The organism is Psychrobacillus psychrotolerans, assembly GCF_900115805.1.
Classification (GTDB): Bacteria; Bacillota; Bacilli; order Bacillales_A; family Planococcaceae; genus Psychrobacillus; species Psychrobacillus psychrotolerans.
In genome coordinates, this window is sequence record NZ_FOXU01000001.1 from 71,987 (window position 1) to 94,972 (window position 22,986).

At 35.0% G+C, this 22,986-nt stretch carries 27 protein-coding genes and 1 pseudogene; 23 read left to right on the forward strand and 5 right to left on the reverse strand.

From position 1 onward, the window contains the following. The first annotated feature begins 13 nt into the window (after nucleotides 1-13). The 19 genes from BM260_RS00495 (at nucleotide 14) to BM260_RS00580 (ending at nucleotide 13,731) form a co-directional block, all read left to right on the forward strand. Nucleotides 14-574: a sulfurtransferase TusA family protein gene (locus BM260_RS00495; RefSeq protein ID WP_093533942.1), complete on the forward strand. Its 561-nt coding sequence runs from the start codon at nucleotides 14-16 to the stop codon at nucleotides 572-574. Nucleotide 575: 1 nt separating this feature from the next. Then, the gene (locus tag BM260_RS00500; RefSeq protein WP_093533944.1) at nucleotides 576-971 is read left to right on the forward strand and encodes a DsrE/DsrF/DrsH-like family protein; all 396 of its coding nucleotides are present in this window, start codon (nucleotides 576-578) and stop codon (nucleotides 969-971) included. Nucleotides 972-1,079: 108 nt separating this feature from the next. Continuing rightward, nucleotides 1,080-2,207, forward strand: coding sequence for an MBL fold metallo-hydrolase (locus BM260_RS00505; RefSeq protein WP_093533946.1), 1,128 nt, complete (start codon nucleotides 1,080-1,082; stop codon nucleotides 2,205-2,207). A gap of 47 nt (nucleotides 2,208-2,254) precedes the next feature. Further along, nucleotides 2,255-2,482, forward strand: coding sequence for a sulfurtransferase TusA family protein (locus BM260_RS00510; RefSeq protein ID WP_093533948.1), 228 nt, complete (start codon nucleotides 2,255-2,257; stop codon nucleotides 2,480-2,482). 65 nt (nucleotides 2,483-2,547) lie between these two features. Then, on the forward strand, nucleotides 2,548-3,327 hold the full coding sequence (locus BM260_RS00515; protein ID WP_093533950.1) for a sulfite exporter TauE/SafE family protein: 780 nt from the start codon (nucleotides 2,548-2,550) through the stop codon (nucleotides 3,325-3,327). 277 nt (nucleotides 3,328-3,604) lie between these two features. Continuing rightward, complete coding sequence (locus BM260_RS00520) at nucleotides 3,605-4,108, forward strand: ferritin (protein ID WP_093533952.1); 504 nt, start codon at nucleotides 3,605-3,607, stop codon at nucleotides 4,106-4,108. A 310-nt stretch (nucleotides 4,109-4,418) separates the two neighbouring features. Then, nucleotides 4,419-5,240: a GNAT family N-acetyltransferase gene (locus BM260_RS00525; RefSeq protein WP_093533954.1), complete on the forward strand. Its 822-nt coding sequence runs from the start codon at nucleotides 4,419-4,421 to the stop codon at nucleotides 5,238-5,240. A gap of 129 nt (nucleotides 5,241-5,369) precedes the next feature. After that, nucleotides 5,370-5,819: a hypothetical protein gene (locus tag BM260_RS00530; RefSeq protein ID WP_093533956.1), complete on the forward strand. Its 450-nt coding sequence runs from the start codon at nucleotides 5,370-5,372 to the stop codon at nucleotides 5,817-5,819. Between the two features lie 86 nt (nucleotides 5,820-5,905). Beyond that, entirely contained in the window at nucleotides 5,906-6,355 is a 450-nt protein-coding gene (locus BM260_RS00535) for a site-2 protease family protein (protein WP_093533958.1), read from the forward strand. 209 nt (nucleotides 6,356-6,564) lie between these two features. After that, nucleotides 6,565-6,705, forward strand: coding sequence for a hypothetical protein (locus BM260_RS18285; RefSeq protein ID WP_175496137.1), 141 nt, complete (start codon nucleotides 6,565-6,567; stop codon nucleotides 6,703-6,705). A gap of 64 nt (nucleotides 6,706-6,769) precedes the next feature. Then, the gene (locus BM260_RS00540; protein ID WP_093533960.1) at nucleotides 6,770-6,964 is read left to right on the forward strand and encodes a hypothetical protein; all 195 of its coding nucleotides are present in this window, start codon (nucleotides 6,770-6,772) and stop codon (nucleotides 6,962-6,964) included. A 195-nt stretch (nucleotides 6,965-7,159) separates the two neighbouring features. Continuing rightward, nucleotides 7,160-7,714: an LPXTG cell wall anchor domain-containing protein gene (locus tag BM260_RS00545; protein ID WP_093533962.1), complete on the forward strand. Its 555-nt coding sequence runs from the start codon at nucleotides 7,160-7,162 to the stop codon at nucleotides 7,712-7,714. A gap of 121 nt (nucleotides 7,715-7,835) precedes the next feature. Continuing rightward, nucleotides 7,836-8,432, forward strand: a complete 597-nt coding sequence (locus tag BM260_RS00550) for a histidine phosphatase family protein (RefSeq protein WP_093533964.1) — start codon at nucleotides 7,836-7,838, stop codon at nucleotides 8,430-8,432. A gap of 93 nt (nucleotides 8,433-8,525) precedes the next feature. Continuing rightward, nucleotides 8,526-8,933, forward strand: coding sequence for a DUF4181 domain-containing protein (locus tag BM260_RS00555; protein WP_093533966.1), 408 nt, complete (start codon nucleotides 8,526-8,528; stop codon nucleotides 8,931-8,933). A 510-nt stretch (nucleotides 8,934-9,443) separates the two neighbouring features. Then, nucleotides 9,444-9,797, forward strand: a complete 354-nt coding sequence (locus BM260_RS00560) for a hypothetical protein (RefSeq protein ID WP_093533968.1) — start codon at nucleotides 9,444-9,446, stop codon at nucleotides 9,795-9,797. A gap of 406 nt (nucleotides 9,798-10,203) precedes the next feature. Further along, complete coding sequence (locus BM260_RS00565; protein WP_093533970.1) at nucleotides 10,204-12,207, forward strand: ABC transporter permease subunit; 2,004 nt, start codon at nucleotides 10,204-10,206, stop codon at nucleotides 12,205-12,207. 170 nt (nucleotides 12,208-12,377) lie between these two features. Continuing rightward, complete coding sequence (locus BM260_RS00570; RefSeq protein WP_093533972.1) at nucleotides 12,378-12,749, forward strand: putative periplasmic lipoprotein; 372 nt, start codon at nucleotides 12,378-12,380, stop codon at nucleotides 12,747-12,749. Nucleotides 12,750-12,936: 187 nt separating this feature from the next. Continuing rightward, complete coding sequence (locus BM260_RS00575; RefSeq protein ID WP_093533974.1) at nucleotides 12,937-13,167, forward strand: hypothetical protein; 231 nt, start codon at nucleotides 12,937-12,939, stop codon at nucleotides 13,165-13,167. 132 nt (nucleotides 13,168-13,299) lie between these two features. Beyond that, nucleotides 13,300-13,731 carry a hypothetical protein gene (locus BM260_RS00580; protein ID WP_093533976.1) on the forward strand — a complete coding sequence of 144 codons (432 nt, stop codon included), beginning with the start codon at nucleotides 13,300-13,302 and terminating at the stop codon, nucleotides 13,729-13,731. 90 nt (nucleotides 13,732-13,821) lie between these two features. Here the strand turns inward: BM260_RS00580 and BM260_RS18140 are convergent, their stop codons facing one another. The 5 genes and pseudogenes from BM260_RS18140 to BM260_RS18895 form a co-directional block, all read right to left on the reverse strand. Further along, nucleotides 13,822-13,968, reverse strand: coding sequence for an SOS response-associated peptidase (locus tag BM260_RS18140; RefSeq protein ID WP_139219883.1), 147 nt, complete (start codon nucleotides 13,966-13,968; stop codon nucleotides 13,822-13,824). 189 nt (nucleotides 13,969-14,157) lie between these two features. Then, a complete protein-coding gene (locus BM260_RS00585; protein ID WP_093533978.1) occupies nucleotides 14,158-15,666 on the reverse strand; it encodes a tripartite tricarboxylate transporter permease in 1,509 nt (502 codons plus the stop codon). 19 nt (nucleotides 15,667-15,685) lie between these two features. After that, a complete protein-coding gene (locus BM260_RS00590; protein WP_093533980.1) occupies nucleotides 15,686-16,135 on the reverse strand; it encodes a tripartite tricarboxylate transporter TctB family protein in 450 nt (149 codons plus the stop codon). An 82-nt stretch (nucleotides 16,136-16,217) separates the two neighbouring features. Next, nucleotides 16,218-17,252, reverse strand: coding sequence for a tripartite tricarboxylate transporter substrate binding protein (locus BM260_RS00595; RefSeq protein WP_175496138.1), 1,035 nt, complete (start codon nucleotides 17,250-17,252; stop codon nucleotides 16,218-16,220). Between the two features lie 530 nt (nucleotides 17,253-17,782). Continuing rightward, a pseudogene (locus BM260_RS18895) lies at nucleotides 17,783-17,893 on the reverse strand (hypothetical protein); the annotation flags it as partial. Nucleotides 17,894-18,046: 153 nt separating this feature from the next. On the opposite strand from BM260_RS18895, the gene BM260_RS00600 reads away from it, so the two are divergent. The 4 genes from BM260_RS00600 (at nucleotide 18,047) to BM260_RS00615 (ending at nucleotide 22,962) form a co-directional block, all read left to right on the forward strand. After that, nucleotides 18,047-18,931 (forward strand): LysR family transcriptional regulator, encoded by an 885-nt coding sequence (locus BM260_RS00600; protein ID WP_093533984.1) that lies wholly within the window; start codon nucleotides 18,047-18,049, stop codon nucleotides 18,929-18,931. A 367-nt stretch (nucleotides 18,932-19,298) separates the two neighbouring features. After that, nucleotides 19,299-20,063 carry an SDR family NAD(P)-dependent oxidoreductase gene (locus BM260_RS00605; protein WP_093533986.1) on the forward strand — a complete coding sequence of 255 codons (765 nt, stop codon included), beginning with the start codon at nucleotides 19,299-19,301 and terminating at the stop codon, nucleotides 20,061-20,063. Nucleotides 20,064-20,096: 33 nt separating this feature from the next. Next, on the forward strand, nucleotides 20,097-21,137 hold the full coding sequence (locus tag BM260_RS00610) for a zinc-dependent alcohol dehydrogenase (protein ID WP_217646091.1): 1,041 nt from the start codon (nucleotides 20,097-20,099) through the stop codon (nucleotides 21,135-21,137). Between the two features lie 103 nt (nucleotides 21,138-21,240). Continuing rightward, nucleotides 21,241-22,962, forward strand: a complete 1,722-nt coding sequence (locus BM260_RS00615; RefSeq protein WP_093533990.1) for a thiamine pyrophosphate-binding protein — start codon at nucleotides 21,241-21,243, stop codon at nucleotides 22,960-22,962. The last annotated feature ends 24 nt before the right edge of the window (nucleotides 22,963-22,986 follow it).

Below are 22,986 nucleotides of genomic sequence, written 5' to 3' on the forward strand. Positions count from 1 at the left end.
ATGGAGAGTTCATATGGTTAAATCGGATGTACAGTTAGATGCAAAAGGCTTAGCTTGTCCAATGCCAATAGTAAAAACTAAAAAGGCAATGAACGAAGTAGCTGAAGGCCAAGTATTAGAAATTCAAGCGACAGATAAAGGCTCAGTGGCTGACTTAGCGGCTTGGTCAAAAACAGTTGGTCATCAATATATTGGTTCACATGAAGAGAATGGAGTGTTCTATCACTATATTCGTAAATGCAATCCTGAAGTAAACGAAGCTGTTGAAAAAACATTTGAACATACAATTTCAAATGAAGAGGCTTTAAATGGTAAAGGATTAATCTTAGATGTTCGCGAGGCTGCGGAATATACATTTGGTCATATTCCAGGTGCAAAGTCAATCCCAATGGGCGAATTAGCTGAACGCTTAACTGAATTGAACAAAGATGAAACAATCTATGTGATTTGCCGGACAGGTACTCGCTCCGATTTAGCAGCGAAGCAATTAGCTGAAGAAGGTTTTAACAATATTTATAACGTCTTACCTGGGATGACAGGGTACGAAGGCGAATTACAGAAAGAGGTAGAATAATATGTCCAATAAAGTAGCAATTATTGCATCAAATGGTGGATTATTTGATGCCTATAAAGTATTTAATATTGCAACAGCGGCAGCAGCTTCTGAAAAAGAGGTAGCGATCTTCTTCACATTTGAAGGGTTAAACCTTATTCATAAGCAAGGTATGCACGGACTTGAAATGCCAGCAGGCAAGGAGCACTTTGCAGAAGGATTCGCTAATTCTGGAGTTCCCGCAATCCCACAATTAGTAGAAATGGCGCAGGAGTTGGGTGTGAAATTCATCGCTTGTCAAATGACGATGGACGTGATGGGCTTAACAAAAGCAGATTTTGTAGAAGATATCGAAGTGGGTGGCGCAGTTACTTTCTTGGAATTTGCAAAAGATGCAGCACCAACATTAACATTTTAACGGGTTGCTGCTGCTATCCATATATCTAATTCTTAACTATTGGTTCCGGTAGCTCTTCGCTTCCAGAACCAAAAAAAATAACAAAAATATACCTATGGGGGTAAAATAATGACAGTAAACATTTGGACAGCGGCTGATGTAGCACGCAAAGTCATTGATAACAAAGAATTATTTATTTTAGATGTGCGAAATGCAGATGCATTTGCTGATTGGAAAATTGAAGGCCACAAATTTAATTACTTAAACATTCCATATTTCGAACTTTTAGATGGGGTAGAAGAAATCTTACCACAAATTCCAACAGACATAGAGATATTGGTTGTTTGTGCAAAGGAAGGCTCATCTATCATGGTAGCAGAACTGCTAGCAGAAGCTGGTCTTGAAGTGGCCTATTTAGAAGGCGGGATGAAGTCTTGGTCGATGTATATAGAGCCAGTTAAAGTAGGCGAACTTTCCGGTGGCGGTGAGCTTTATCAATTCGTCCGTTTAGGAAAAGGCTGTCTTTCCTACATGGCAGTTAACGAAGGTGAAGCAGCAATTATTGACGCTGTACGTTTTACAGATGTTTTTATAAAATTCGCAGAAGAAAAGGGTGTCCAAATTAAGCACGTATTTGACACGCATCTACACGCTGACCACATTTCAGGAGGTCGTCATATTGCTAGTCAAACGGGTGCCGCGTATTACTTACCGTCAAAGGATGCAGAAGAGGTTGTATTCGATTTCACACCTTTAACTGATGACTTAACAGTAAAACTTGGCAATTCGGAAATTGAAGTAGGTGCGCTTTACTCTCCTGGTCATACCATTGGATCAACATCATTTGTAATCGACAAAAAGTACCTATTAACAGGGGATATTTTATTCATTGATTCCATCGGGCGTCCTGACTTAGCTGGTCTTGCAGATGACTGGGTAAGAGATTTACGTCAGACGTTATATAGTCGTTACCGCTCATTAGCAGAGGATTTAATCGTACTACCTGCTCACTTCATGATTATTGAAGAGCTAAATGAAGACGGGACAGTGGGCAAGCGTTTAGGAGATCTATTCGTAGAAAATCATGGCTTAAATGTAGAAGATGAGGAAGTATTCCGCTCAATGGTGACAGATAACTTACCGCCTCAGCCAAATTCGTACGAAGAAATTCGCCACGTTAATATGGGGAAAGTTACGCCAAGTAACGAAGAACAAACAGAAATGGAAATTGGACCAAACCGTTGTGCAGTACGCTAAGTAAAAAAAATCTTACAAAATACAAACTACGAGAAGAGGAAATACTCATGAATATAACAAAAACTTTAGACGCAAAAGGCTTAGCTTGTCCAATGCCAATTGTTCGAACTAAAAAAACAATAGATACGATTAACTCAGGTGAAGTGCTAGAAGTACTTGTGACCGATAAAGGCGCATTAAATGACTTTACAGCATGGGCTGCATCGGGCGGTCATACAATCGTTGAACAAAAAGAAGAAGATGGAGTATTATTCTTCTACATCCAAAAAGCATAAGAGCGAGCATCTAGAACGAGTAGAGCTATTTCTACTCGTTTTCATTCTTCAAAAGGAGGGTTATTATGGATTTATCCATTACATTTATCGTTGTTATATTTGCAATCGGATTTGTAGGTTCATTTATATCAGGAATGTTAGGGGTTGGGGGATCGATTATTAAATACCCCATGCTACTTTACATCCCACCACTACTTGGACTTGCCGCATTCACCGCACACGAGGTATCAGGGATTAGTGCTATTCAAGTATTATTTGCATCACTTGCCGGTGTTTGGGCATACCGAAAAAGTGGGTTGCTCCATAAAGAAATTATAATTTACATGGGTGGAGCAATTTTACTCGGAAGTTTTATTGGTAGTTATGGATCAGGGTTTTTATCAGAAGAAGCCGTCAATGTCGTTTATGGCATACTTGCTGTGATTGCAGCAGTGATGATGTTTATACCGCGTAAAACAGTTGAAGATACAACGGTCATTTCGTTTAACAAAGTAGTGGCTAGTAGTCTGGCGCTTATTGTCGGTATTGGCTCGGGTATTGTTGGCGCAGCCGGTGGATTTTTACTTGTACCGATTATGTTAACCGTTTTAAAAATACCAACTCGAATGACAATTGCAACTAGTTTAGCAATCACCTTTATCTCGGCGATTGGTGGGAGCGTCGGCAAAATCATCACGGGTCAAATTGATTATTGGCCAGCATTTATTATGATTATTGCTAGTCTCATAGCGGCACCACTTGGAGCAAAAATTGGTCAAAAGATGAATGTTAAGATTTTACAATGGTTATTAGCATTACTGATTGCTGGGACTGCGATTAAAATTTGGGTAGATATATTACAATAACAAATTTTTGAAAATTAACCTTATCCCTTTGTGGAAACGATGCATATAAGGAAGCGACAGATTTTTTATGTAATTTGAGTTTTCTAGATTGAAGTGTTTCACGAAAGAGTTGCCATCAAGCACTTTATTTTCTAGACATAATACGGTGCTAAAATTCATATTAAAAGCAATTAGCTAATAAAAATAATTTTCATATGAATGTCTCAGCAGTTTAAGGACAGAATAAATGCTATGAAAGCATCTATTAAGCTGACAGTACATTTAAAGGAGGATTTTTATGTTATCTGAAAAATTGCACAAATCATTAAATGCGCAAATGAACTATGAATTTTATTCTGCTCATGCATATCTTGCAATGGCAGCGTACTGTACAGACGAATCATATGATGGATTTGCTAACTTTTTCCTAGTACAAGCAGAAGAAGAACGCTTCCATGCTATGAAATTTTATAATTACTTAAGTGATATGGGTTACCGTGCGACAATCGAAGGCTTTTCAAATCCTGGGAATGATCTTGTCTCGGTTTTAGAAACATTCGAGAAAGCATTACAACACGAAAAAGAAGTAACACGTCGTATTTATGAGTTAAGCGATATTGCTTTCGAGGAACGTGAGCACGCAACCATGGCTTTCTTAAAATGGTTTATCGATGAACAAGTACAAGAAGAGGCAACTTTCGATACGTTGATCGCCAAAATATCTCGTATTAAGAACGATTCAAATGCCATTTTTATGCTTGATGCAGAACTTGCTAATCGAACATTTACACCACTAGCTTAGGTCCAATTATTACTTCATTATTTAGTGTTGAATTTAAAGTGAAAAGTTATTTAGAATATAATAAGAAGAGGGGATACAGCTTAGGAATATGCTGTATCCCCTCTTTTTAGTAAATAGATTAGCAAGAGAGCTTTTGTTTATGAAAACCTAGATTGTAGTAGAATAGATTTCATTTTACTTTTTCATTTATTGTAATGAAGCAGGCTTTTTAACAAAGAGGTAGAAGTACTTATTATTAAGGGTCTAATTATCAAAAATTTTGTTAGGAGGGGTATAACTGAGCAATTCTAATATAAATTTTACGAATAGAATGCTAAGGATATGGAAGAAAGCAGAAAACTATGCCGAATCATCAAGAGTAAAGGTGTTACAACCTCTTCATCTCCTTACTGCTTGTTTAGATGAGAAAACAGGAGTACTTGGAGAGATATCTCTAAAAATCACTTTAGACAAGAGCTTATTGAAAGATGTGATGGAGGATACTTCTATTCAACATCAGACATGTAGTGTTTTTTTCAACGTCCAAGTTACGGAAGAAGTAAAAAGTATATTGGAAGTTGCTATAAATTATATGAAAAAATATAACCAAATCTATGTAAATGAAGGTAATTTGCTTAAAGCATTAATAACAACTAATGCAGTAGACCGTTTTCTATCAGATGATAACAGAAAAACAATTTTATCCCTCGGCACTACCTCAAGAGATATGATTACTCATATTGCAAATTATAAAGTCCCAATTATTAACACCCATCATATCCGTAAAGTGAATAAAAAGGAAATTAATGAACTAGTTCATTTTATTGGAAAAATTTTTTCGAATGAGTGGTCTCAAACTATAAGTGAAGCATTCTCGTTAAATAAGCTACCGGTATATGTTGCTTTTGATGATAACGGAGATATTGTAGGGTTTGCTGCTTATGATATATATAAGAATAAAAAATGTTATTTCGGTCCGATGGGCGTGGCATTATCAAACAGAGTTAAGGGGATAGGATTTTCTTTACTACATCACTGCTTAAAAGACATGAGTGATATTGGTTATGAGTATGCAATTATTGGACAGGCAGGTCCGATAGAGTTTTATGAAAAAGCATGTAACGCTGTTGTAATTCCTTCTAATAAAGTTTAGCGTGTAACCCGCGTTTACCCCTTAATATCTTATCTTCTGGATTTTGGTTAGGTAAATAAATAGAAGGATTTTTGTGTTTGGATGACTAAGTTAATTTTGGTCCAAGAATAAAAATAGGACGGTGGCAATGTGGAGTTAATATCGCACAATATCAAAAGCATTGGTATTGGAATTGTAGTTTTATTGCTCGTGATGGTGTGGGTTACCGTCTTTGCTAACGCTAATAGGACTTATTCTGCATCAGACGTATTAGGAGATTATGCAGATTTAAATGCAGAAAAACCATTTGTAGATATTCAAAGTTACGATTTAGAAAAAGAGGATCTATTTACACCAATTGAAATTCCAGAAGAAACGCAACTGGAACTAATAGAGTCTTTTAAAAACGCAAAATTTAAAAGAGTAACAGATGTTTCACTAGATATAGATTACAGAGTAAATATTACATTTAATACAGGATATGCAATGTGGGTGGATACGGATAAAAAATTAGTAAATTTAATTGATGGATACGAATACTATACAATCGAAAATGATAGTGAATTCTTTGAGATTTTAAAGAATGCTACTGAATTGTAAGTCTAAATTATGATTTCACAAAAGCTAGTTATAAATATGAAACGTTCTACCCCCATTTTCGTAGATATTATTAAGGGAGATGAAAGATGGGCTTTTTAATAAATTTCGTAATTATTGCTTTGTTTATTTTTCCTTTTATTGCACTAATACACGAATCAGGGCACGCTTTTTTTGTTAAGTTATTTGGTGGAGAAATTAGTGAATTTGCGATTGGAAATGGAGAAGTATTATGGAAGAAGAAGTTCTTTGTTATTAAGAAAGCTTATTTCGTAGGTGGAAGAGTTGTTGCTAAGAATATGGAGGAATTTAGTAAAACACAGAAAGCACTCTTTTTCTTGGGTGGGGTAATCTTTAATTTTCTATCTGCATTTGTATTAGATTTGTTAATGGGATATGAATTTGGGGTTTTTCGAAACTACTTAGATAGTTTTATTTTTGTTTCTTATTTTAACGTGGTTATTAATCTCGTTCCTCTTACTACAATCATCGGAACTAGCGATGGGAAAAAATTAGTGGAACTTTATAAAACGAAATAATAAAGGTTTGAATTTCTAATTCAACAAAACCGGTACTTAACTTCAATAAAGAATACGAAAAATAATCAGAAAATTGAAACTTTAAATTTTCTGATTCGTATAAAACGTAACGGATGTAAGGAGTAAATGGGATGAAACGCTTTACGTATTATTTTGTTTAGCTCTATTTATTGGTTTCATCTGTTATTTAGGAAGCCATTGCTAAAACAATGTTTGATACCAAATTATTCATTGTTAACAGCGTCTTTTTTTCGGTAATTATTGGGATGCTATTTGTGCTATCTGTACTGATCAAAGACATTCAGCAACAGAAAACATTGGATGTACTTGGGATGAATAAATTAATGTAGCAAAAACAAGATTAGTTACTTTTATTGTAGATTAGTTAATACACATTCATAAGGGGATAATCAAATGGAAAATGAGCAGAAAGCGAATGAAGTATTTATTGTAGGGGATAAGAAATTCACAAATGAGGATGAAGCAACCCGATACGAAATGAGACATAAGAAGGCGGATAGAGTTGATTTCTTTGCTGACTTAACAGATATACTATTTTATCCATTTGTTTTGTTGGGTAAGTGGATAATCAAGTTGTTTTTTTCATAGAAGGGGCATTCCTTTAATGTCGCATTTCCTTGCAGTCAAAAAGGCTTTGATATGAAGGAATCATCTTTTGACTGATATGTTTAATTGTTTACTTGTATAGGGTGGTCGGGAGACGTGGGACAAATAATAACACCCTTAGTTTTTTCATCCTTCTACCGAATAATATAGATATTAAAGACGGAAGGAAGCGATAGTATGACAGAAAAACAACCCCCACGCACCATCTTTATTATTTGGGCAATGCTTGTGGGACTTTGCACTCCGTTTGTGGTGTTTTTCTTGCCACTGGTGATATCTACTGTTTTGTATGAGCAAGAGCAAAACATTGCTCTATTCATTCCAGCGGTAAATTTTTGGGTCACTGCATTTGGATTGGCACTACTCTTAACGGGTCTATTGTTGCTCGCATGGAAACGAAACAAGAATATGTACGGGGTTTTTGGGTCCCTATTGGTTGTATCACTTATTTCTTTATATGCTTCTTCGCTCAGTTACACAGCTATTCAAGAAGATCAAATGGTGCTCCAGAAGTTTAACAAGACACATATCTATCCTTGGGAAGACGTGGAGAAAGTAGAGTATGTATATGTATATGGTGCTAATGGAACTTATTATTTTACCGCGATAAATGGAGATAAATGGAGTTTAGCTGAAAATGGCGTGCTAGATACAAGAGCGAAATCGAGGTTCTATAGTAGATTAAGGACGTATGAAGTGGAATTGATTGAAGAAGAAATAGTAGCGGATTAGTTCTATTCAAAGATTTTTAGCAAATGAATATTTGGAGACTGCATAATATATTTAATGCGTAATCGAACAGAATTTTAAAAAGTTATGGTTTAGAAAACGAGTTTAATTAAAGGAGTTTGTTATGGAGATTTCATTAATTAGGCATGGTAAATCACTATGGACAGAAAATGATAGAATCACTTTTGCAGAATTTAAGAATTGGGTTGAAAAGTATGACTTTAACGGTGTAACTGAAGTATCAACATTCCCTCAAATCACTATTGAAAAAGTAGCAGTTGCAAAGGTTGTAGTGACCAGTGATTTAAAAAGGTCTATTGACTCAGCATGCTTATTAAATCCAGTATCCAAAACAATTTCGGATCCTTTATTTCGAGAAACAGAATTACCTGCTCATCCAACAATATTATTTAATCTGAAATTAAAGCCAAATAACTGGGCGGTAATTTTAAGGATATTATGGTTTTGTGGCTATTCTAAGGAATGCGAATCTTATAGTAAGGCGAAATTGAGAGCAACCATGGCTTCACAACAACTAATAAATTACGCCAATGAACATGAATCAATAGTTTTAGTTGGTCATGGTTTTTTTAATATGTTAATCGCAAAGGAATTGCGGAAAATGGGTTGGAAAGGCACAAGAACAACTGGTGTAAAAAATTGGAATTGTACTACCTATTCCTTGTTAACCTCGAGAGGCGAGCATTCCTATATTAAGTGAGTCGTGTTTTTCTACGGGAGCCTTTTCTTCAAGCAGGAGTAAAGACTTTCTCTCCTCAAAAAAGCCTCAGATAAATAGAATAGGAGGATTTTAGTGTCCTGGATAAAATTATGTTTAATTTTAATAATTGTTTTTGTCCTTATTTCAATAGTTAAGCTTTTTCTGAGGAACCTACTCCAAATTGAGAAAGTGAAAAAGGAGTTTTTTTCATTTAATTACATAAACAAGTCACATCGAAAAATTGATAAAGGTTTAAGAATTTTTTCTGCAGTTACTTTAATCACTCTCTCTTTTGTGCTGTTGTTTTATTATGAAGAATTAATATCCCTTTTATTAATTCCCTTAATTGTTTTTATGGTACTGGATTATATAGTAAGAGCGTTTTTTGAATGGAAATATACAGAACATCCGAAACAATCTATTTTGACTATATCGGAAATGTTTCTAATTTTAATAGCAGTAATAGTTGTTTTTGAATTTAAATTACTCGTTCCCTATTAAATTAAGGGTTGGATAAAATGAGAGAGGAAATTGAAACTTAAAAGTACATGTATTTCAGGAATTGAAGATAAGAATAGGAGGTATTGGTAATCGATCCTGTTTATCTTCTTTTTTGTCTTTATTATTTCTAATGGGGAGATTCCTAAAAATGTTGGATAATCTGTATGTTACAAACATGCTTTTTACATTTGGCTATGTTAAAGGTAAAAGTTGATTTTTAGTAAAAGCATTATGAATTTTACCTACTTCTAAAAGTTTGTGAAAGAATATACTTTAACTAACGCGGCAGGTTAGTTGAAGAAGGGAAATGGGAGTTTTTATGTTGCAAATGACACATAAAGCATAATAAAAAAACGTTCAAATTTAATCAGCTCTCGTTTTCTTGATTTTATTAATTTTGTATATATCAAATAAAATAATTACTGACCAAATAGAGATTCCTACCACTTTAATCAATGTACCGTAAGGGTTGATTAGAAGTACAAAGATTATTACTAGCACGATGAAAATATGTATAACTCTGCTACTGCTGATGCTGCATCGCCGAAAGTTATGTGGGGCAAGACAGAATTAAAAGTAGGTCAGATTGGTAAGATTACAACTATGAGAAACGATGTTACGGTATTCAAACTAGTAAATGTTAAAACGGAATCAGGAACGAGGCAAGAACTTGTTGCACTGTATGATTTGCCTAAAGGTGGAGAGTATCGAGTTTATACAGCCAAGCACAAGCAAGGACAAACGCCTATCTATGGTTTAGGTGGTGGATTATATGTGCCACAGCAGAACTACTTGAATCCAGAAAAAGTTCATAAATATGAAACACCATCTAAAGCAAAATTAGCCTTGCTAATGAAGAAGTAGTCACCGTTAGGTGGCTATTTTCTTTTTCATCATGCTTTTCTTCTAGGTATACTAAGTAAGGTTCGACGGTATCTTTGAGCTTTGGCTTACTACAAATTATTAACACTTCTTTTTTTACTAGCTTTTTAAAAATATATTCTCCAATAATAACCCCACCAAATTCACATCTTCCATTCTTAATTCATTTAGTTTGTTCACATCGAGTTAATGAGGCTTCATCAATGCGTGAATAGATCTGTTCTATAATTAGATATGGGGACTGACAACTGAATGACTAATATTGCTTCTTTTTATTAACTTCAAAATTAATTAAAATACACAATATTCAATTTAAAATGAAACTTCTCTCTAAATCTAACGTAAAAAAATAAACAAAGAAATTTATACAAAGAATTAAGGGGGAATTATGAAAAATTTAATTTTGTCCATACAAAAGTATATCCTGGGTGTATTTGGGATTATTTTATTAAGTTGTGTACCTATTCTCTTTACTCAAGGAAGTCTTTTCAATTTTAAACTGTTTTTTAAAGAGTTTATTAGTGTATGTACAGCTTTGATAACCCCATCTGAATGGCATCTCAATTACAAATCATTCAACTTATCATTAACAACAATAGAAACCATTCCATTTTCTCTAAGTAGTTACTTTGAGGGGCCATATCTTTATTCTATGACAATACTTGTTCTTGCATTATTATTTTCTCTATTCGTATCCTTTCTATTTGCTGTAATGACAGCAAGTAGCAAAGGAAATTTTAAAAAGCTTATGTCACGTGTTTCTGAACTTTTAACGGCCATTCCTGATATCACATACATATATATTTTTCAAATTGCAGTTGTACAAGTTTATTTAATTACTGGCTATCGTTTTTTATCTTTTTATAGTTTAGGTGGGGAGAAGGTTTACGCAGCACCTATTCTCTGCTTAGCTGTTGTGCCGACTATTTTATTTTTTAAACTTTTCGTAGTCCTGTTCGCGGATGAGATGGAGCAGCCTTATGTAGATCTTGCAAAATCTAAAGGGTTATCGAAAATGCAAATTTTGATTAAACATTGTACGTCGAATGTATTAAAAAGTATCTTCCATCAATCAAAATCAATTGTCTGGCTCACATTGTCTTCCTTATTAATCATTGAATATCTTTTTGGTATTCAAGGTATTCTCTACTATTTACGCAATGATTTTAGTCCACAGGGCATAACCTTTATATTAATTTCCATTTTCACGCCATTTTATATTTTTTATCAAATAGGAGAAAGAATGGTAAATAAGGGAGAAACGGAGCGAAATGTTCTTTTTGAAAAAATGCATGTGCCTTTATTTGATAAAGAACAATGGAAATCTATCTTCCTGATGAAAAGTATAAAGAGTTTCAAGGTAAAGCTTAATCCTTTTAATAATTTTATCTTTAAGATTCCGCTGTTCATTTTACTATCCTTGTTAGCAATTAGCTTTGGCTATTTCTTTTTTTATGATGATCATATTGAACAGATTAATTTTGTCTATAATGAAGCCGGAAAAATTGTGAGTAGAGCTCCACACCCACCATCTTCAAGCATGATATTCGGTACAGATCCATATGGCTATTCTATATTCCAACAGCTACTAGTTGGTATTAATTATACAATTCTCGTAACATTGATTATTGCCACCATTCGTGTAGTAATTGGATATATCTTTGGGGTTATTTATGTTTTCTTTTTAAACAGAAAAGGCAGAAAAATAATCAACTCTATAGCTGATGGTATGCACTTTTTACCTTTGACATTATTAGTGTTTATTTTACTTGTACCAGTCTTGACCACTTCTACAGGAGCTTGGGAAACAACTCTTGGGGAGAGATTGTTTATTCAAATAATGATCATGTCCCTTATTGTATTACCGGTAACAACTAGTCTCATTGGAAATGAAATGAATGATGCACTGAAAAAAGAATATGTACAAAGCTCGGTGGTGATGGGGGGCTCCCTCATTTGGATTATCATCAAGCATTTGAACCCTCAATTATGGAATAAGCTTATATTGTACTGGACGCAGCATGTGGTTCAAGTTCTACAAATGTTTGTTCATTTAGGTATATTATCTCTTTTTGTTGGGGGTGCAAGAAGTTATCCGGACTCTCCTGGGCGTTTAGTTCCCGAAATATATGAGCTATCCGGAATGATTTCTATTTCAAGAGAAGTATTTACGACAAAGCAATATTGGATGATTATTCCTCCTATTTTAGTATTTATGTTACTAATTTATTGTTTTAATAAGTTAGCAGAAGGGATCGCTACCAAAGATTCGAAAAAAATTTTAAAAAAGAAACAAAAAAGAAAGTCATTAATGGTCAATGAAAAGTCAGAAAATTTGACTGAAAAAGCAACTTTGCCACATGATTTTAGTCGTGTTTATAATAGGCTTTAATTACAGATGTATCAGCTCATAATTGCTAAAACGCTTCTCAACCTCTGTATTTCTGCGTTGTTTACTGTATAGAGGGCTAACTAGTGCTTTACTTCAAGAAGGAGTAAATTAATGAACTAAAATAGTAGTTTAGTTAAATCAAAGGACGGAACAACAGATAGGGGTTAGTTATGAGAACTATCACTATTAGTCTAATATTCTTATTTTTTCTTACTGGATGTTCACAAAGTGTGGGTAATCCAACAGCAAGCGATATAATAAATGAAAATGAAAATGAAGATGCAGATATCTTTCAATGGAATGGTTTAGTTTATTTGAATGCTTCCAACATAGAGAGGGTTCAAGAATTAGAACTTATAAAAGGCGAAGAACTCGGCGAAATCACTAGACAAACCAGTAATAAGTGGTTATTTAAAGATGGTGCAGCTACTGAATTACCAGTAGGGACGAAAATATATGAGTCCAATGATGATGATACCTATAATTTGATTATTGAATTGGAAGAGGAAGAAATTGTTTACGTAGTCTTACTTGAAGGATAAAAAATGCTTCTTCAACTAACGAGTGCTTTACTTCAACAAGGGATAAAGCTTATTTCTGATTATAAATGGAAAATTTATATAAAATTGGAACATCTATTGGTTTCAAACGTATTAAAGTAAAGCAGCAAGTTAGTTGAATAAAGAAGATTGAAAGGAAAGTAATTCATAAAAAAAGGGGGGGTAGAAGGTGGACTTATTACTCTGGATAACTACTGGTTTCATGCTAATCGGATTAGTTGTTCTCGTTACTATGAAAAAAGGTATGGAAAGTAAGGTCGCTTTTATAAAAGCAAATATGGACAAGGAGGAAAATTCCTCAAAAGCTAAATCCGTAATTTGGTGGATAAGGAGTAGCACTGCTTGGGGAGTAGGGGGTATATTTCTTGTTGTTTGGTGGTTTAATAATTATTTTGGATAACAGTCGGTTTCATATGTACTTAAACTAGCGGATGCATTACTTCAAGAAGGAGGAAAGCCTTTTTTCTTATTGAAGTAACGCGGCAGGTTAGTTTAGTTGAATAAGAGCTAATTATTATTGGGGGCTTATTATATGAAATATTTCTTGAAGTTAAATGTTGTTAGTATTCTGTACGCTCTTATGGTATTTGTTCCTCTTGAACTTATGTTAAATGTGTATAGAATTAGTAGACTGACAAATTGGGAAATTAGGACGGTTAATATTCTAGCGGGCATAACGCTTATTATTAAGATTATAGGTGGTACAATACTAATCCTTATCTTAACAAAAAAGTGGTTGCGTGGACGAAAGGCGAACTTTTTCACAGTAATTCTTTGGGTACCCTATTTTGTTCTTCTAATTTATGTAATCGCATCTTTATTTCCAATAACTAATGGTGGAGATACCCCCAATCCTGTTACTGGTCTTTTAGCAACGGGAGGATTGATAGTTTATCCGTTCTATATACTAATTCTCAATTTTGCCTGTATAACAAATGATGATAAAACAATTGGGACTGTATAATATAGAGAATTTTTTGCGGAGTTGTACTTTTCACTAACGGGTGCTTTATTTCAATAAGAAATGTGGTTTTATTACGTAGGTTACTAATTACTAAAGTGGTTTGAAAATAGAAATAACGGATTGAGAAGGAGCTACACTAAAGTTAGGGGAGTAGTTTTCCTCATCAAAGGCAACATCTACATCAAATCGCTCTAATATCTGTTCGTAATCTGCAAATAGCGTGAAACGACCAAACATATCAATCCCCACCTTTTCGTATCTTGGGTTACTTTAATATTAATTCTACAATTGGATAAATAGATAAGAGTCCCTTGAATCCTACTCATACTACCTAGTAGTAAGCGAGATCCTTGAGACTCTATAATCAGTTTCACCACAAGCAAGTAAATGTTTTATTATGGTTATTTTGATAGTAATGTCTTCCTCTTATTGTTTATTGCTTGCAGAGGACTTTTTTAACGGTAATGCTATTTTAAGAACGTTCAATATCACAATGACAATAGAAATACCTAATAAAGTTGCTGTAATCGGTCTTTCAAAGAACATTAGGAAATTTCCTTCTGTCATCATTAATCCTTGACGAAGACCTTCTTCAAAAACTGTTCCTAATACCAATCCTACCACTAAGGGTGCGGGGTTATAACCACAATACTTTATGATAAACCCGGCTATTCCGAAGGCCAGCATTATCCATAAATCAAAAATGCTGTTATTAATACTGTAGGCTCCGATAAACATAATGCCTGTAATAATTGGCATAAGGATTTTAACAGGGACTCTCGTTAAAGAAGCAAAGACTCCTACAAGAGGAAGATTTAAAACGAGCAGCATTACATTACCTATATACATACTTGCTACTACTAACCAAAATAAATCACCATGTTGAGAAATAAACATTGGGCCAGGGGTAATTCCATGAACTAGTAATCCCCCAAGTAATAATGCAGTTGGAGGAGAAAACGGAAACCCTAATGCTAGAAATGGAATCATTGCACTAGTTGAAGCTGCATTATTGGCGGATTCTGGCCCAGCAACTCCTTCAATTGCCCCTTTCCCAAATTCATCGGGTTGACGGGAAAGTTGCTTTTCTAGTTTATAGGAAATTAATGTAGACATAAACCCAGCCGGACCTGGCAATAATCCCATCGGAAACCCAACAAGTGTCCCTCTGATTATAGGCCATACTGATCTTTTCGCTTCTTGTTTATTCGGATACATCTCTTTTAGTTTGACTTTAATCATTTTGGAGTTTTGATAAGGTGCCATAGCAACGGAAAAAATTTCAGCCAGACCAAATAGTCCCATAACGACTGGTACTAAATCGATTCCTTTTGACAGTTCCAATACTCCAAACGTAAGGCGGTCATCACCTGTTACCAAATCTACCCCTACCGTACTGAGCATTAATCCGATAATCACCATTAAAACTGATTTTCCAAAGGAGCCACCCGTTAAATTACTTAAGACGATCAATCCAAATAACCCTAGTCCAAAGAATTCTGGTGGTCCAAACGCAAGTGCTGCATTAGCTAAAACCGGTGCAAAAAACATCAGTCCTACGATAGCGAGTGTACCAGCTATCCAAGAACCAATCGCGGCAATAGACAAAGCTGCACCGCCCCGACCTTTTCTTGCCATTTGATACCCATCCAGTGTTGTGACTAAAGAGGCGGCTTCACCTGGTAAATTAACGAGGATAGAAGTAATGGAACCGCCATACATCGATCCATAATAAATCCCTGCAAGCATAATGAGACCTGCCCCTGGATCCATTCCGAAACTCAACGGTAATAGAATCGCCATAGCACCAGTTGGCCCAATTCCTGGCAAAACACCCGTAACTTGTCCGACCAATACCCCTATAAAGCATACCAATAACATTTCTAATGAGAGAGCAGAAGCAAACCCGTTTGTTAAATTAGTAATTGCATCCATTTTTTATCTGTACCCTCCCTTAAAAATCCCCAGAAGGGAATGGAACTTGAAGAAAAGTAAATAAGAAGTAAACAACCGTTGTGAAAATACCTGCAAATAGAATAGGATAAACCCAACCGCGATAACCGGAGGTCTTAGCAAGACTAAAAACTAATATAAATAACATTGGAACTCCAATAGTTTTATAGAATAGTAAAAATAGGACAATACTGAGAACATAGCCAGCAAATCGGAAAACTCCTTGTTTCGTGAAATCTTCTAATTTCTCTACTATCTTTATACTCATTAACTCTTTTATCAATACCCCTAAAGATAAAAGGGTACCTAGTACGCCAAGCGTAACAGGTACAAACCCTGGGCCCGGCATCCCAGGTCTTCCAAAAGACATTTTGAATGAAAAAATTAAATACAATAAACAAAACAAAAATAATCCGACATTAGATATATTCGTTATCAATTTTTTACTCAAAGTATCACCACCTACTGATCCAAAAGGCTCTAATTTTCATATGACAGTTTGAATCAATAGATTAATTGATTCAAACCCTTTCTTATTCTTTTCCGATATCAAACTTATCAATCATTATTTGATTTGCTTCTTTCATAGCATTTAATTGGGTCTGAATTTCTTCACCTACTATTGAACGAACTGACATTTTTAATGTTTCAGCATTTTTCTTGAAACCAGGATCTTCTATAACCTTTTTCATATTGTCTCTTAGATATGTCACAACCTCATCAGGTGTATCTTTAGGAACAGCCAAGTAATACCAAGCAGAGAAGTCATAATCTTTAAATTCAAAGTCGATTCCAGCTTTATCTAATTCTTCGGCAATTGTTGGAACCTCTGGAAATAGATCAATTCTTTCAGGTGTAAAGATCCCTAAAACCTTTAACTGTCCATTTTGAATATATTCTGCTGATTCCATAGGATGAACTGCTGCAATATCAATGTGTCCACCCATAATAGAAGCAATCGACTCATTATTTGCTTTAAATGGGACATTGGAAACTTTAATTCCAGCTGTTTTAAAGAGGGCAGCATGAGCAATATCATTTACCGTACCCACGCCTGGATGACCAACTTTAAGCGTTTTGCCTTTTGAATCACTAATTAGATCCTGAATGGAATTAATATCACTCTTACCATCAACTACCAATAGTAAAGGATTATAAACAACACTTGAAATAAATTCGAAATCTTCTATAGTGTAGTCTAATTCTTTTAAAAGTGGTTGCATCGCAAGGGTTGTACCAGTTACTAGTCCTAGAGTGTGTCCATCTGCTTGTGCTTTTGATGTTTCAGTTACGCCGATAGTACCACTTGCACCCGGACGGTTTACAACAATCATTGTTTCCCCAAGGTACTTTTGAGTTGCTTCTGCCACCCCTCTTCCTACTGTGTCGGTACTTCCACCGGCAGCAAAAGGAACAATTAAGTTAAGTGATTTTGTAGGGAAATCTAGTTTATTTTCAGCAGAAGCTTCTGGATTAGCTTCTGAGATTTGATTCGAACTACATCCTACTAGAATAGTAGAGAGCAACCCAGTTGCTAAAAGTAGATGTTTCCATTTCATTTTCTTCATTAATTCCATCTCCTCATATATTTATATTTCAAACAGATACTAATACTAATTTACTGAAGTTTCCTAATTAAAATGTGATTATGCAATTGTAAATATGGTGTACCTTGTTTAAAAATTTGTCTAAGCACCCCCCCTTAAAAATATTTTTTCAATAATGTAAGCGCTTAATTTTTTAAATATAAGCGATTACAGAATATGTTAAAATAAAGTTGGATTCTCTACTTCACCTCATCATAGTTGACGACCGAAGAGTTAATATGAATAGTCTATTACTTTTCCCTATTCAAATTAGTCACTTAACTTGCTCATTGTGAAAATATTTTTTATAATTTATGAATATACACGCTATTCAGAATCTTAAGCTTTATTCTAACCATACCCTTTACATTTGTACAATATATTTCTAATATTAGTACCATATCTTCCGCATATGGTGATTTTAAAATATTGGACCTATATCAATATCTTTGAAACAGAGATTTTCATTTTGCATGTCGGCATTATCTGTTAGGTTTTAAGCTATCACGACTTTAACCAAGTACCAGTGCTTTAATCCAGTTAAATATAGTTACTTCAGATATTCCATATTCGCGATGAAGATCCCTTACAGGTGCACCATATCTGTATAGCTCGACAATCGGTTCTTTAAATTCTTAGTTATATCGTTTCAGTTTCATTTGAGCCGCGTCCTTCTCTATTTTTAAGGATAGAGAAATAACTCACGTGTGTTCATACTTCTATACATTGATATATTAATAGATTGATATTATTAAATAGAGGGTTGGTGAACACTTGTGGATTTTAGAAATTTTAAATATTTTGAAGCTGTGGCGAGGGTTGGTAACATCACAAAGGCTGCAACAGAATTAAATATATCTCAGCCTCCTCTTAGTCAACAAATTCAGAGTATGGAGATTGAATTGGGAGTAAAGCTGTTTGAGCGTCATAAAAAAGGAGTTCTTCTTACTGAAGAAGGAAAACTCCTTTTGCAAAAAGTTAGCCCTTTACTTCGTCAATATAACGAACTAATTGACTATTTGTCAGATTCACAAAACTTAGGTATTGGGAACATAACAGTTGCCATTTTACCCGCTTTTTCTTCAACTTTAAGTGAAGCTCTGGCCCGTATATGGGAGGAAAACTTAAATATTCACTTTTCAATCAAAGAAGGGCATTCTAATTCAATAATCTCTTTAGTACAGAGTGGAGAAGCGCATTTGGGCATTACACGGTTACCTATTCAAAATTCAGAACTTAATTATTCTATACTAGGAAATGATCCTATTCGAGTAATTCTTCGTAACGACGATCCATTAGTGATTAAAGAAAAAGTTTTACCAAAAGATTTAAAAGGAAGGCCTTTAGTATTGATTCAAGGCAGTACTACTCATAGTGCCTTCGCACAAATTATCCAGATGCTAGAGGAAGCTAATATAAAACCTAATATTATTGGTCATACAGAAACAGCCTCTACACTTTTAAAAATAGTGAAACAAGGTCCAGGAATTGGATTGGCTCCCCAATCTGGTTGTTACCAATTAACTGATGGTTTAAAGGTTGTGCAATTTGGAGAGTCAGATATTTATATACCGACCGCTGTAATTTGGAGGAAAAACGAGGCAAATTCTATGGTACTAAAATTAAAGAACTTAATAATTAAATATTGCGTTATTAAGTAACTTTTCTTATTAAAACCCATAAAAGTTGGGTTTAATTCAGAAAAAATATTAATTCATCTCCTTTTCGGGGATGGATTTTTTGCTGTTTATATTCATTCGGTCATGATGAATTTTGATACATAAAACATATGTATTTTGTATGGATACCATATTTTTTTGGTATTTTACATATCGATAACTATTTTTTACACTTAAGTCAATCAATATTTCAATATTCACAATATAATGCTGGGGGGATATCCTAATGGACCATTTATTGTTTTAATTTTTTTATGTAGATTTCAACAAAGAATCTATGGATCTAATAAATTGATAATTTAATTTTAGTTTACGTTAAAATATTAGCGTTATCAAGAGGAGAGTCTTTATGGGGAATTTAAACAATACTGTCAGCTGGATAACTGGAGCTACCGGGAGTATTGGAAGTGCAATAAGCACCCTTTTAGCAAAATCAGGGAGTAATGTTGTTGTTACTGATGTTGATTTTGATCGTGCTAAAAATCTTTCTATACAATTAAACGATTTAGGTTTTGGAGTTTTGCCATTACAACTGGATGTCTCTGATAAAAAAGCTGTTGAAAGTGTTGGAAAGGTTATTAAAGAAAAATTTGGTCGATTGGATATTCTTGTAAATGGAGCAGGCATTTCTCCAAAAGGAGAAAATGGACGAGTACCAGTAGAAGATATAAATGTGGAAGAATGGCTTAGGGTAATAAACATTAATTTACACGGAGCGTTTTATTGCTCGCAGATTGCAGCAAGATTGATGAAGGAAAATAACAGTGGTCATATAGTAAATATTGCTTCTCAAGCAGGAAGATCCTATAGTGCCATCACTGGAGCACATTATGCCGTTAGTAAAGCAGGACTGATTTCTCTTACACGTCAAATGGCTGGAGAACTAGGTCCAAGTGGAATTTATGTTAACGCAGTTGCTCCTGGTCGTATTGAAACACCTATGATCAAAGACGTTCCAAAAGAAGTCAACCAACAAATAGTAAATAATATTCCATTGAGACGATTAGGTACGCCTGAAGAAGTAGCAAATACTGTTGAATTTCTAGTTACGCCTCAATCAAGTTATCTTACTGGGGTAGTTATAGACATAAATGGAGGAAGATTGATGATTTAATAATTGGTTGTGTTGGTATTTACCGGAAATATATTGGGGGAATTATTGGTGAAAGCATTACTTAAACAAAGTCTTGAGGCTGAAGATGTGTTGGTACATGAAGTCTTAAAACCGGAACCTTGCCCTAATGAAGTGATTATTAAAGTACACTTTGCAGGAATTTGTGGGACGGATATGAAGATTTATGATGGTGATTATCCTTCATATAAACAACCATTGGTCCTAGGACATGAATTTAGTGGTCAAGTTGAGGCTGTAGGTGCTGGAGTAGAAGATTTAGCTATTGGAACGAATGTTGTTGCTCGTACTATCGTCTCGTCTTGTGGGAAATGTGAATTATGTATTATGGGAAGAGAAAGTCTATGTACATGGAAAAAAAGAATAGGTTTTGATCATGATGGAGTTTTTGCTGAGTATGTAAAAGTTCATAAAGACCAAATTCATGTTCTACCTAAGGAAATTGATTTGGTATCCGCAGCATTAATAGAGCCTTTTACGGTAGTGGTTCATGCTTTGAACCCGATTACTATTAAGCCTTCAGATGTAGTCCTTGTTATTGGTCCTGGTCCTATTGGACTTATGGCAGTCCTTCTTTGTAAAGCTTATGGTGCTACAGTTGTTGTAGTCGGTCTTGAACAAGATCAAAAGAGACTTAAGTTAGCTCAAAAAATGGGAGCTGATTTGGTTTTAGTTTCTGATCTGGATAACAGCGATTCTAAGTTACTTGCCTTAACCGACGGTCAAGGGGCGAACATTGTTCTAGAATGCTCTGGTACTGCAGGAGGTGTAAATCAAGGGTTGCAGTTGTGCAGAAGAGGAGGTCAGTATGTTCAAATTGGTACTCGAAGCACACCTATAACTGTTGATTTTATGAAGATTGCTTATAAGGAAATTAAAGTGACTGGAGGTATCGGTCACTCGAAACTAGATTGGGAGAATTCAATCCGTATTTTACAAAGCGGAAAAGTAGATTTTTCACCTCTTATTCAAGATTTCTATAACCTTGATCAATGGAAAGAGGCATTTGATGCTTTTAAAAATAAGGGACAGACAAAAGTACTATTTAAGCTATAAGCTTATTTCTAGTAAATGTCTAATTCGTTCGTTTTATATAAATAATAATTTAAAATAAATGGATTTTTGTTCAAAATAACACGAAATAATAGGAGGAATAGTTATGCAACGTCACGGAGGATATGTTCTAGTTGATACACTTATTAGACATGGAGTAACTCATGTTTTTGGAATGCCTGGGGGCCAGGCAAATGCATTTTATGATGCCTTATCTCAACGTAAAGAAGATATCACTCATATTCTAATTCGGGATGAAACTACAGCAGGTTTCGCAGCAGATTCGTTTTCGCGAGTAACAAATCGAATTGGTGTTTGTGATGCTACTGTAGGTCCAGGAGCTACTAAATTCCCATCCGGACTAATGGAAGCTTTTAATAGTTCAGTGCCTATTCTAGTAATTGTAAGTGATCACCCACAAAATTCTGTACTATTGCAACAATATGGACGTATTAGCCAAGGTGGAAATCAACTTGAAATGTTAAAGCCTTTTACTAAAGAAACATTTAATGTTCCAAGTATAGAAATGCTTTCTAAAGTAGTAAGTGCTGCTATTCATACGGCAGTTTCAGGCCGTCCCGGCCCAGTTGTTGTTCAGATACCTCAAGATGTTTTCCAAGCGACAACAAAATTGGAACCGTTATTTGGAACTAGTAATCACCCTAAATTCAGATGTTCTGCACCTGAATCTGAAATCGCTAAAGCAGTACGTCTCCTTAGATCTGCTAAGAGACCTATTATTCTTGCAGGCGGTGGTGTTCAACTTTCTCAAGCTTATAATGAAATTTCCGAACTATCAGATAACTATAAGATTCCAGTCGTTACGACATTGACTGGTAAAGGAAGTATAGCTGAAACTAATGACTTATGCCTTGGAGTACTAGGAGAGTTAGGAAGTCCATGTGCCAAAATAGTCGCTGACCAAGCAGATGTAATTCTTGCAATTGGGTATAAGCACTCTCAAAACAGCTCTTATCGTTGGACTTGGCCAAGAGTAGATCAGGATTTAATTCACATCGATATTGACCCAGCAGAATTTGGACGAGTGATTACAGCAGATATTGCATTATGGGGAGATGCGCGCGAAGTACTAAAACAAATCTTAGCGGAGTTGAATGGTTCAAACTTCGAAACTTCTACTGAATGGTTAAATGTAGTCAAAGTAGAAAAAGAAAAGTGGTTACAAACTCGCACCGAAGAGTGCTCCAGTAAAAATAATCCTATTTGGCCTCAAGCAGCTGTTCAAGCTATAGTGGACCAATTGGGAGAAAATGATTTTGTTACTTGTGATGCTGGTTTTTCAAGTGGCTGGGCGGGATGTTTCCTAGAATTAAAAAGACAAGGTCGTCAAATCATTCTTCCGCGTGGGGCTGCGGGATTAGGTTCTTCTCTGCCATTTGCTCTTGGAGTAGCTATGGCTCGCCCAGGATCGCGTATCGTGGCTATTAGTGGTGATGGTGCATTTAGTTACAATGTTGGTGAACTAGCAACTCTAAAACAACTGAATTTACCAATTATCAATGTAGTTTTTAATAATGCAGTTTTATCATGGTCTAAATGGACACAACAACTTAATTTCGATAGAAATAATCTATCTGTTGAGTTAGGAAGTTACGAGTTTGGAACGATTGCTGAAAGTTATGGAATTGTTGGAGAAAATGTGAGAAACATAGAAGATTTAGGACCAATCTTGAAACGTGAACTTGCAGCAAACCGTCCAAGTGTAATTAATGTGTATACAGATGAGTGGCAAGCTCCAACTTTGCCTTATCGTGAGGCCATGAATAAGGCAAAACAAGGAACAGTAGGTAGTCAAGCAGCATACTAGACCTATCTTTCATTTAAATATTGG

Coding starts and splice junctions, on each gene's coding strand:
- BM260_RS00495 (WP_093533942.1), top strand. CDS start 14: ATGGTTAAATCGGATGTACAGTTAGATGCAAAAGGCTTAGCTTGTCCA.
- BM260_RS00545 (WP_093533962.1), top strand. CDS start 7,160: ATGACAGAAAAACAACCCCCACGCACCATCTTTATTATTTGGGCAATG.
- BM260_RS00500 (WP_093533944.1), top strand. CDS start 576: ATGTCCAATAAAGTAGCAATTATTGCATCAAATGGTGGATTATTTGAT.
- BM260_RS00515 (WP_093533950.1), top strand. CDS start 2,548: ATGGATTTATCCATTACATTTATCGTTGTTATATTTGCAATCGGATTT.
- BM260_RS00580 (WP_093533976.1), top strand. CDS start 13,300: ATGAAATATTTCTTGAAGTTAAATGTTGTTAGTATTCTGTACGCTCTT.
- BM260_RS00560 (WP_093533968.1), top strand. CDS start 9,444: ATGTATAACTCTGCTACTGCTGATGCTGCATCGCCGAAAGTTATGTGG.
- BM260_RS00605 (WP_093533986.1), top strand. CDS start 19,299: ATGGGGAATTTAAACAATACTGTCAGCTGGATAACTGGAGCTACCGGG.
- BM260_RS00520 (WP_093533952.1), top strand. CDS start 3,605: ATGTTATCTGAAAAATTGCACAAATCATTAAATGCGCAAATGAACTAT.
- BM260_RS00505 (WP_093533946.1), top strand. CDS start 1,080: ATGACAGTAAACATTTGGACAGCGGCTGATGTAGCACGCAAAGTCATT.
- BM260_RS00540 (WP_093533960.1), top strand. CDS start 6,770: ATGGAAAATGAGCAGAAAGCGAATGAAGTATTTATTGTAGGGGATAAG.
- BM260_RS00510 (WP_093533948.1), top strand. CDS start 2,255: ATGAATATAACAAAAACTTTAGACGCAAAAGGCTTAGCTTGTCCAATG.
- BM260_RS00595 (WP_175496138.1), bottom strand. CDS start 17,252: ATGAAGAAAATGAAATGGAAACATCTACTTTTAGCAACTGGGTTGCTC.
- BM260_RS00535 (WP_093533958.1), top strand. CDS start 5,906: ATGGGCTTTTTAATAAATTTCGTAATTATTGCTTTGTTTATTTTTCCT.
- BM260_RS00585 (WP_093533978.1), bottom strand. CDS start 15,666: ATGGATGCAATTACTAATTTAACAAACGGGTTTGCTTCTGCTCTCTCA.
- BM260_RS18285 (WP_175496137.1), top strand. CDS start 6,565: ATGTTTGATACCAAATTATTCATTGTTAACAGCGTCTTTTTTTCGGTA.
- BM260_RS00525 (WP_093533954.1), top strand. CDS start 4,419: ATGCTAAGGATATGGAAGAAAGCAGAAAACTATGCCGAATCATCAAGA.
- BM260_RS00615 (WP_093533990.1), top strand. CDS start 21,241: ATGCAACGTCACGGAGGATATGTTCTAGTTGATACACTTATTAGACAT.
- BM260_RS00570 (WP_093533972.1), top strand. CDS start 12,378: ATGAGAACTATCACTATTAGTCTAATATTCTTATTTTTTCTTACTGGA.
- BM260_RS00565 (WP_093533970.1), top strand. CDS start 10,204: ATGAAAAATTTAATTTTGTCCATACAAAAGTATATCCTGGGTGTATTT.
- BM260_RS00550 (WP_093533964.1), top strand. CDS start 7,836: ATGGAGATTTCATTAATTAGGCATGGTAAATCACTATGGACAGAAAAT.
- BM260_RS18140 (WP_139219883.1), bottom strand. CDS start 13,968: ATGTTTGGTCGTTTCACGCTATTTGCAGATTACGAACAGATATTAGAG.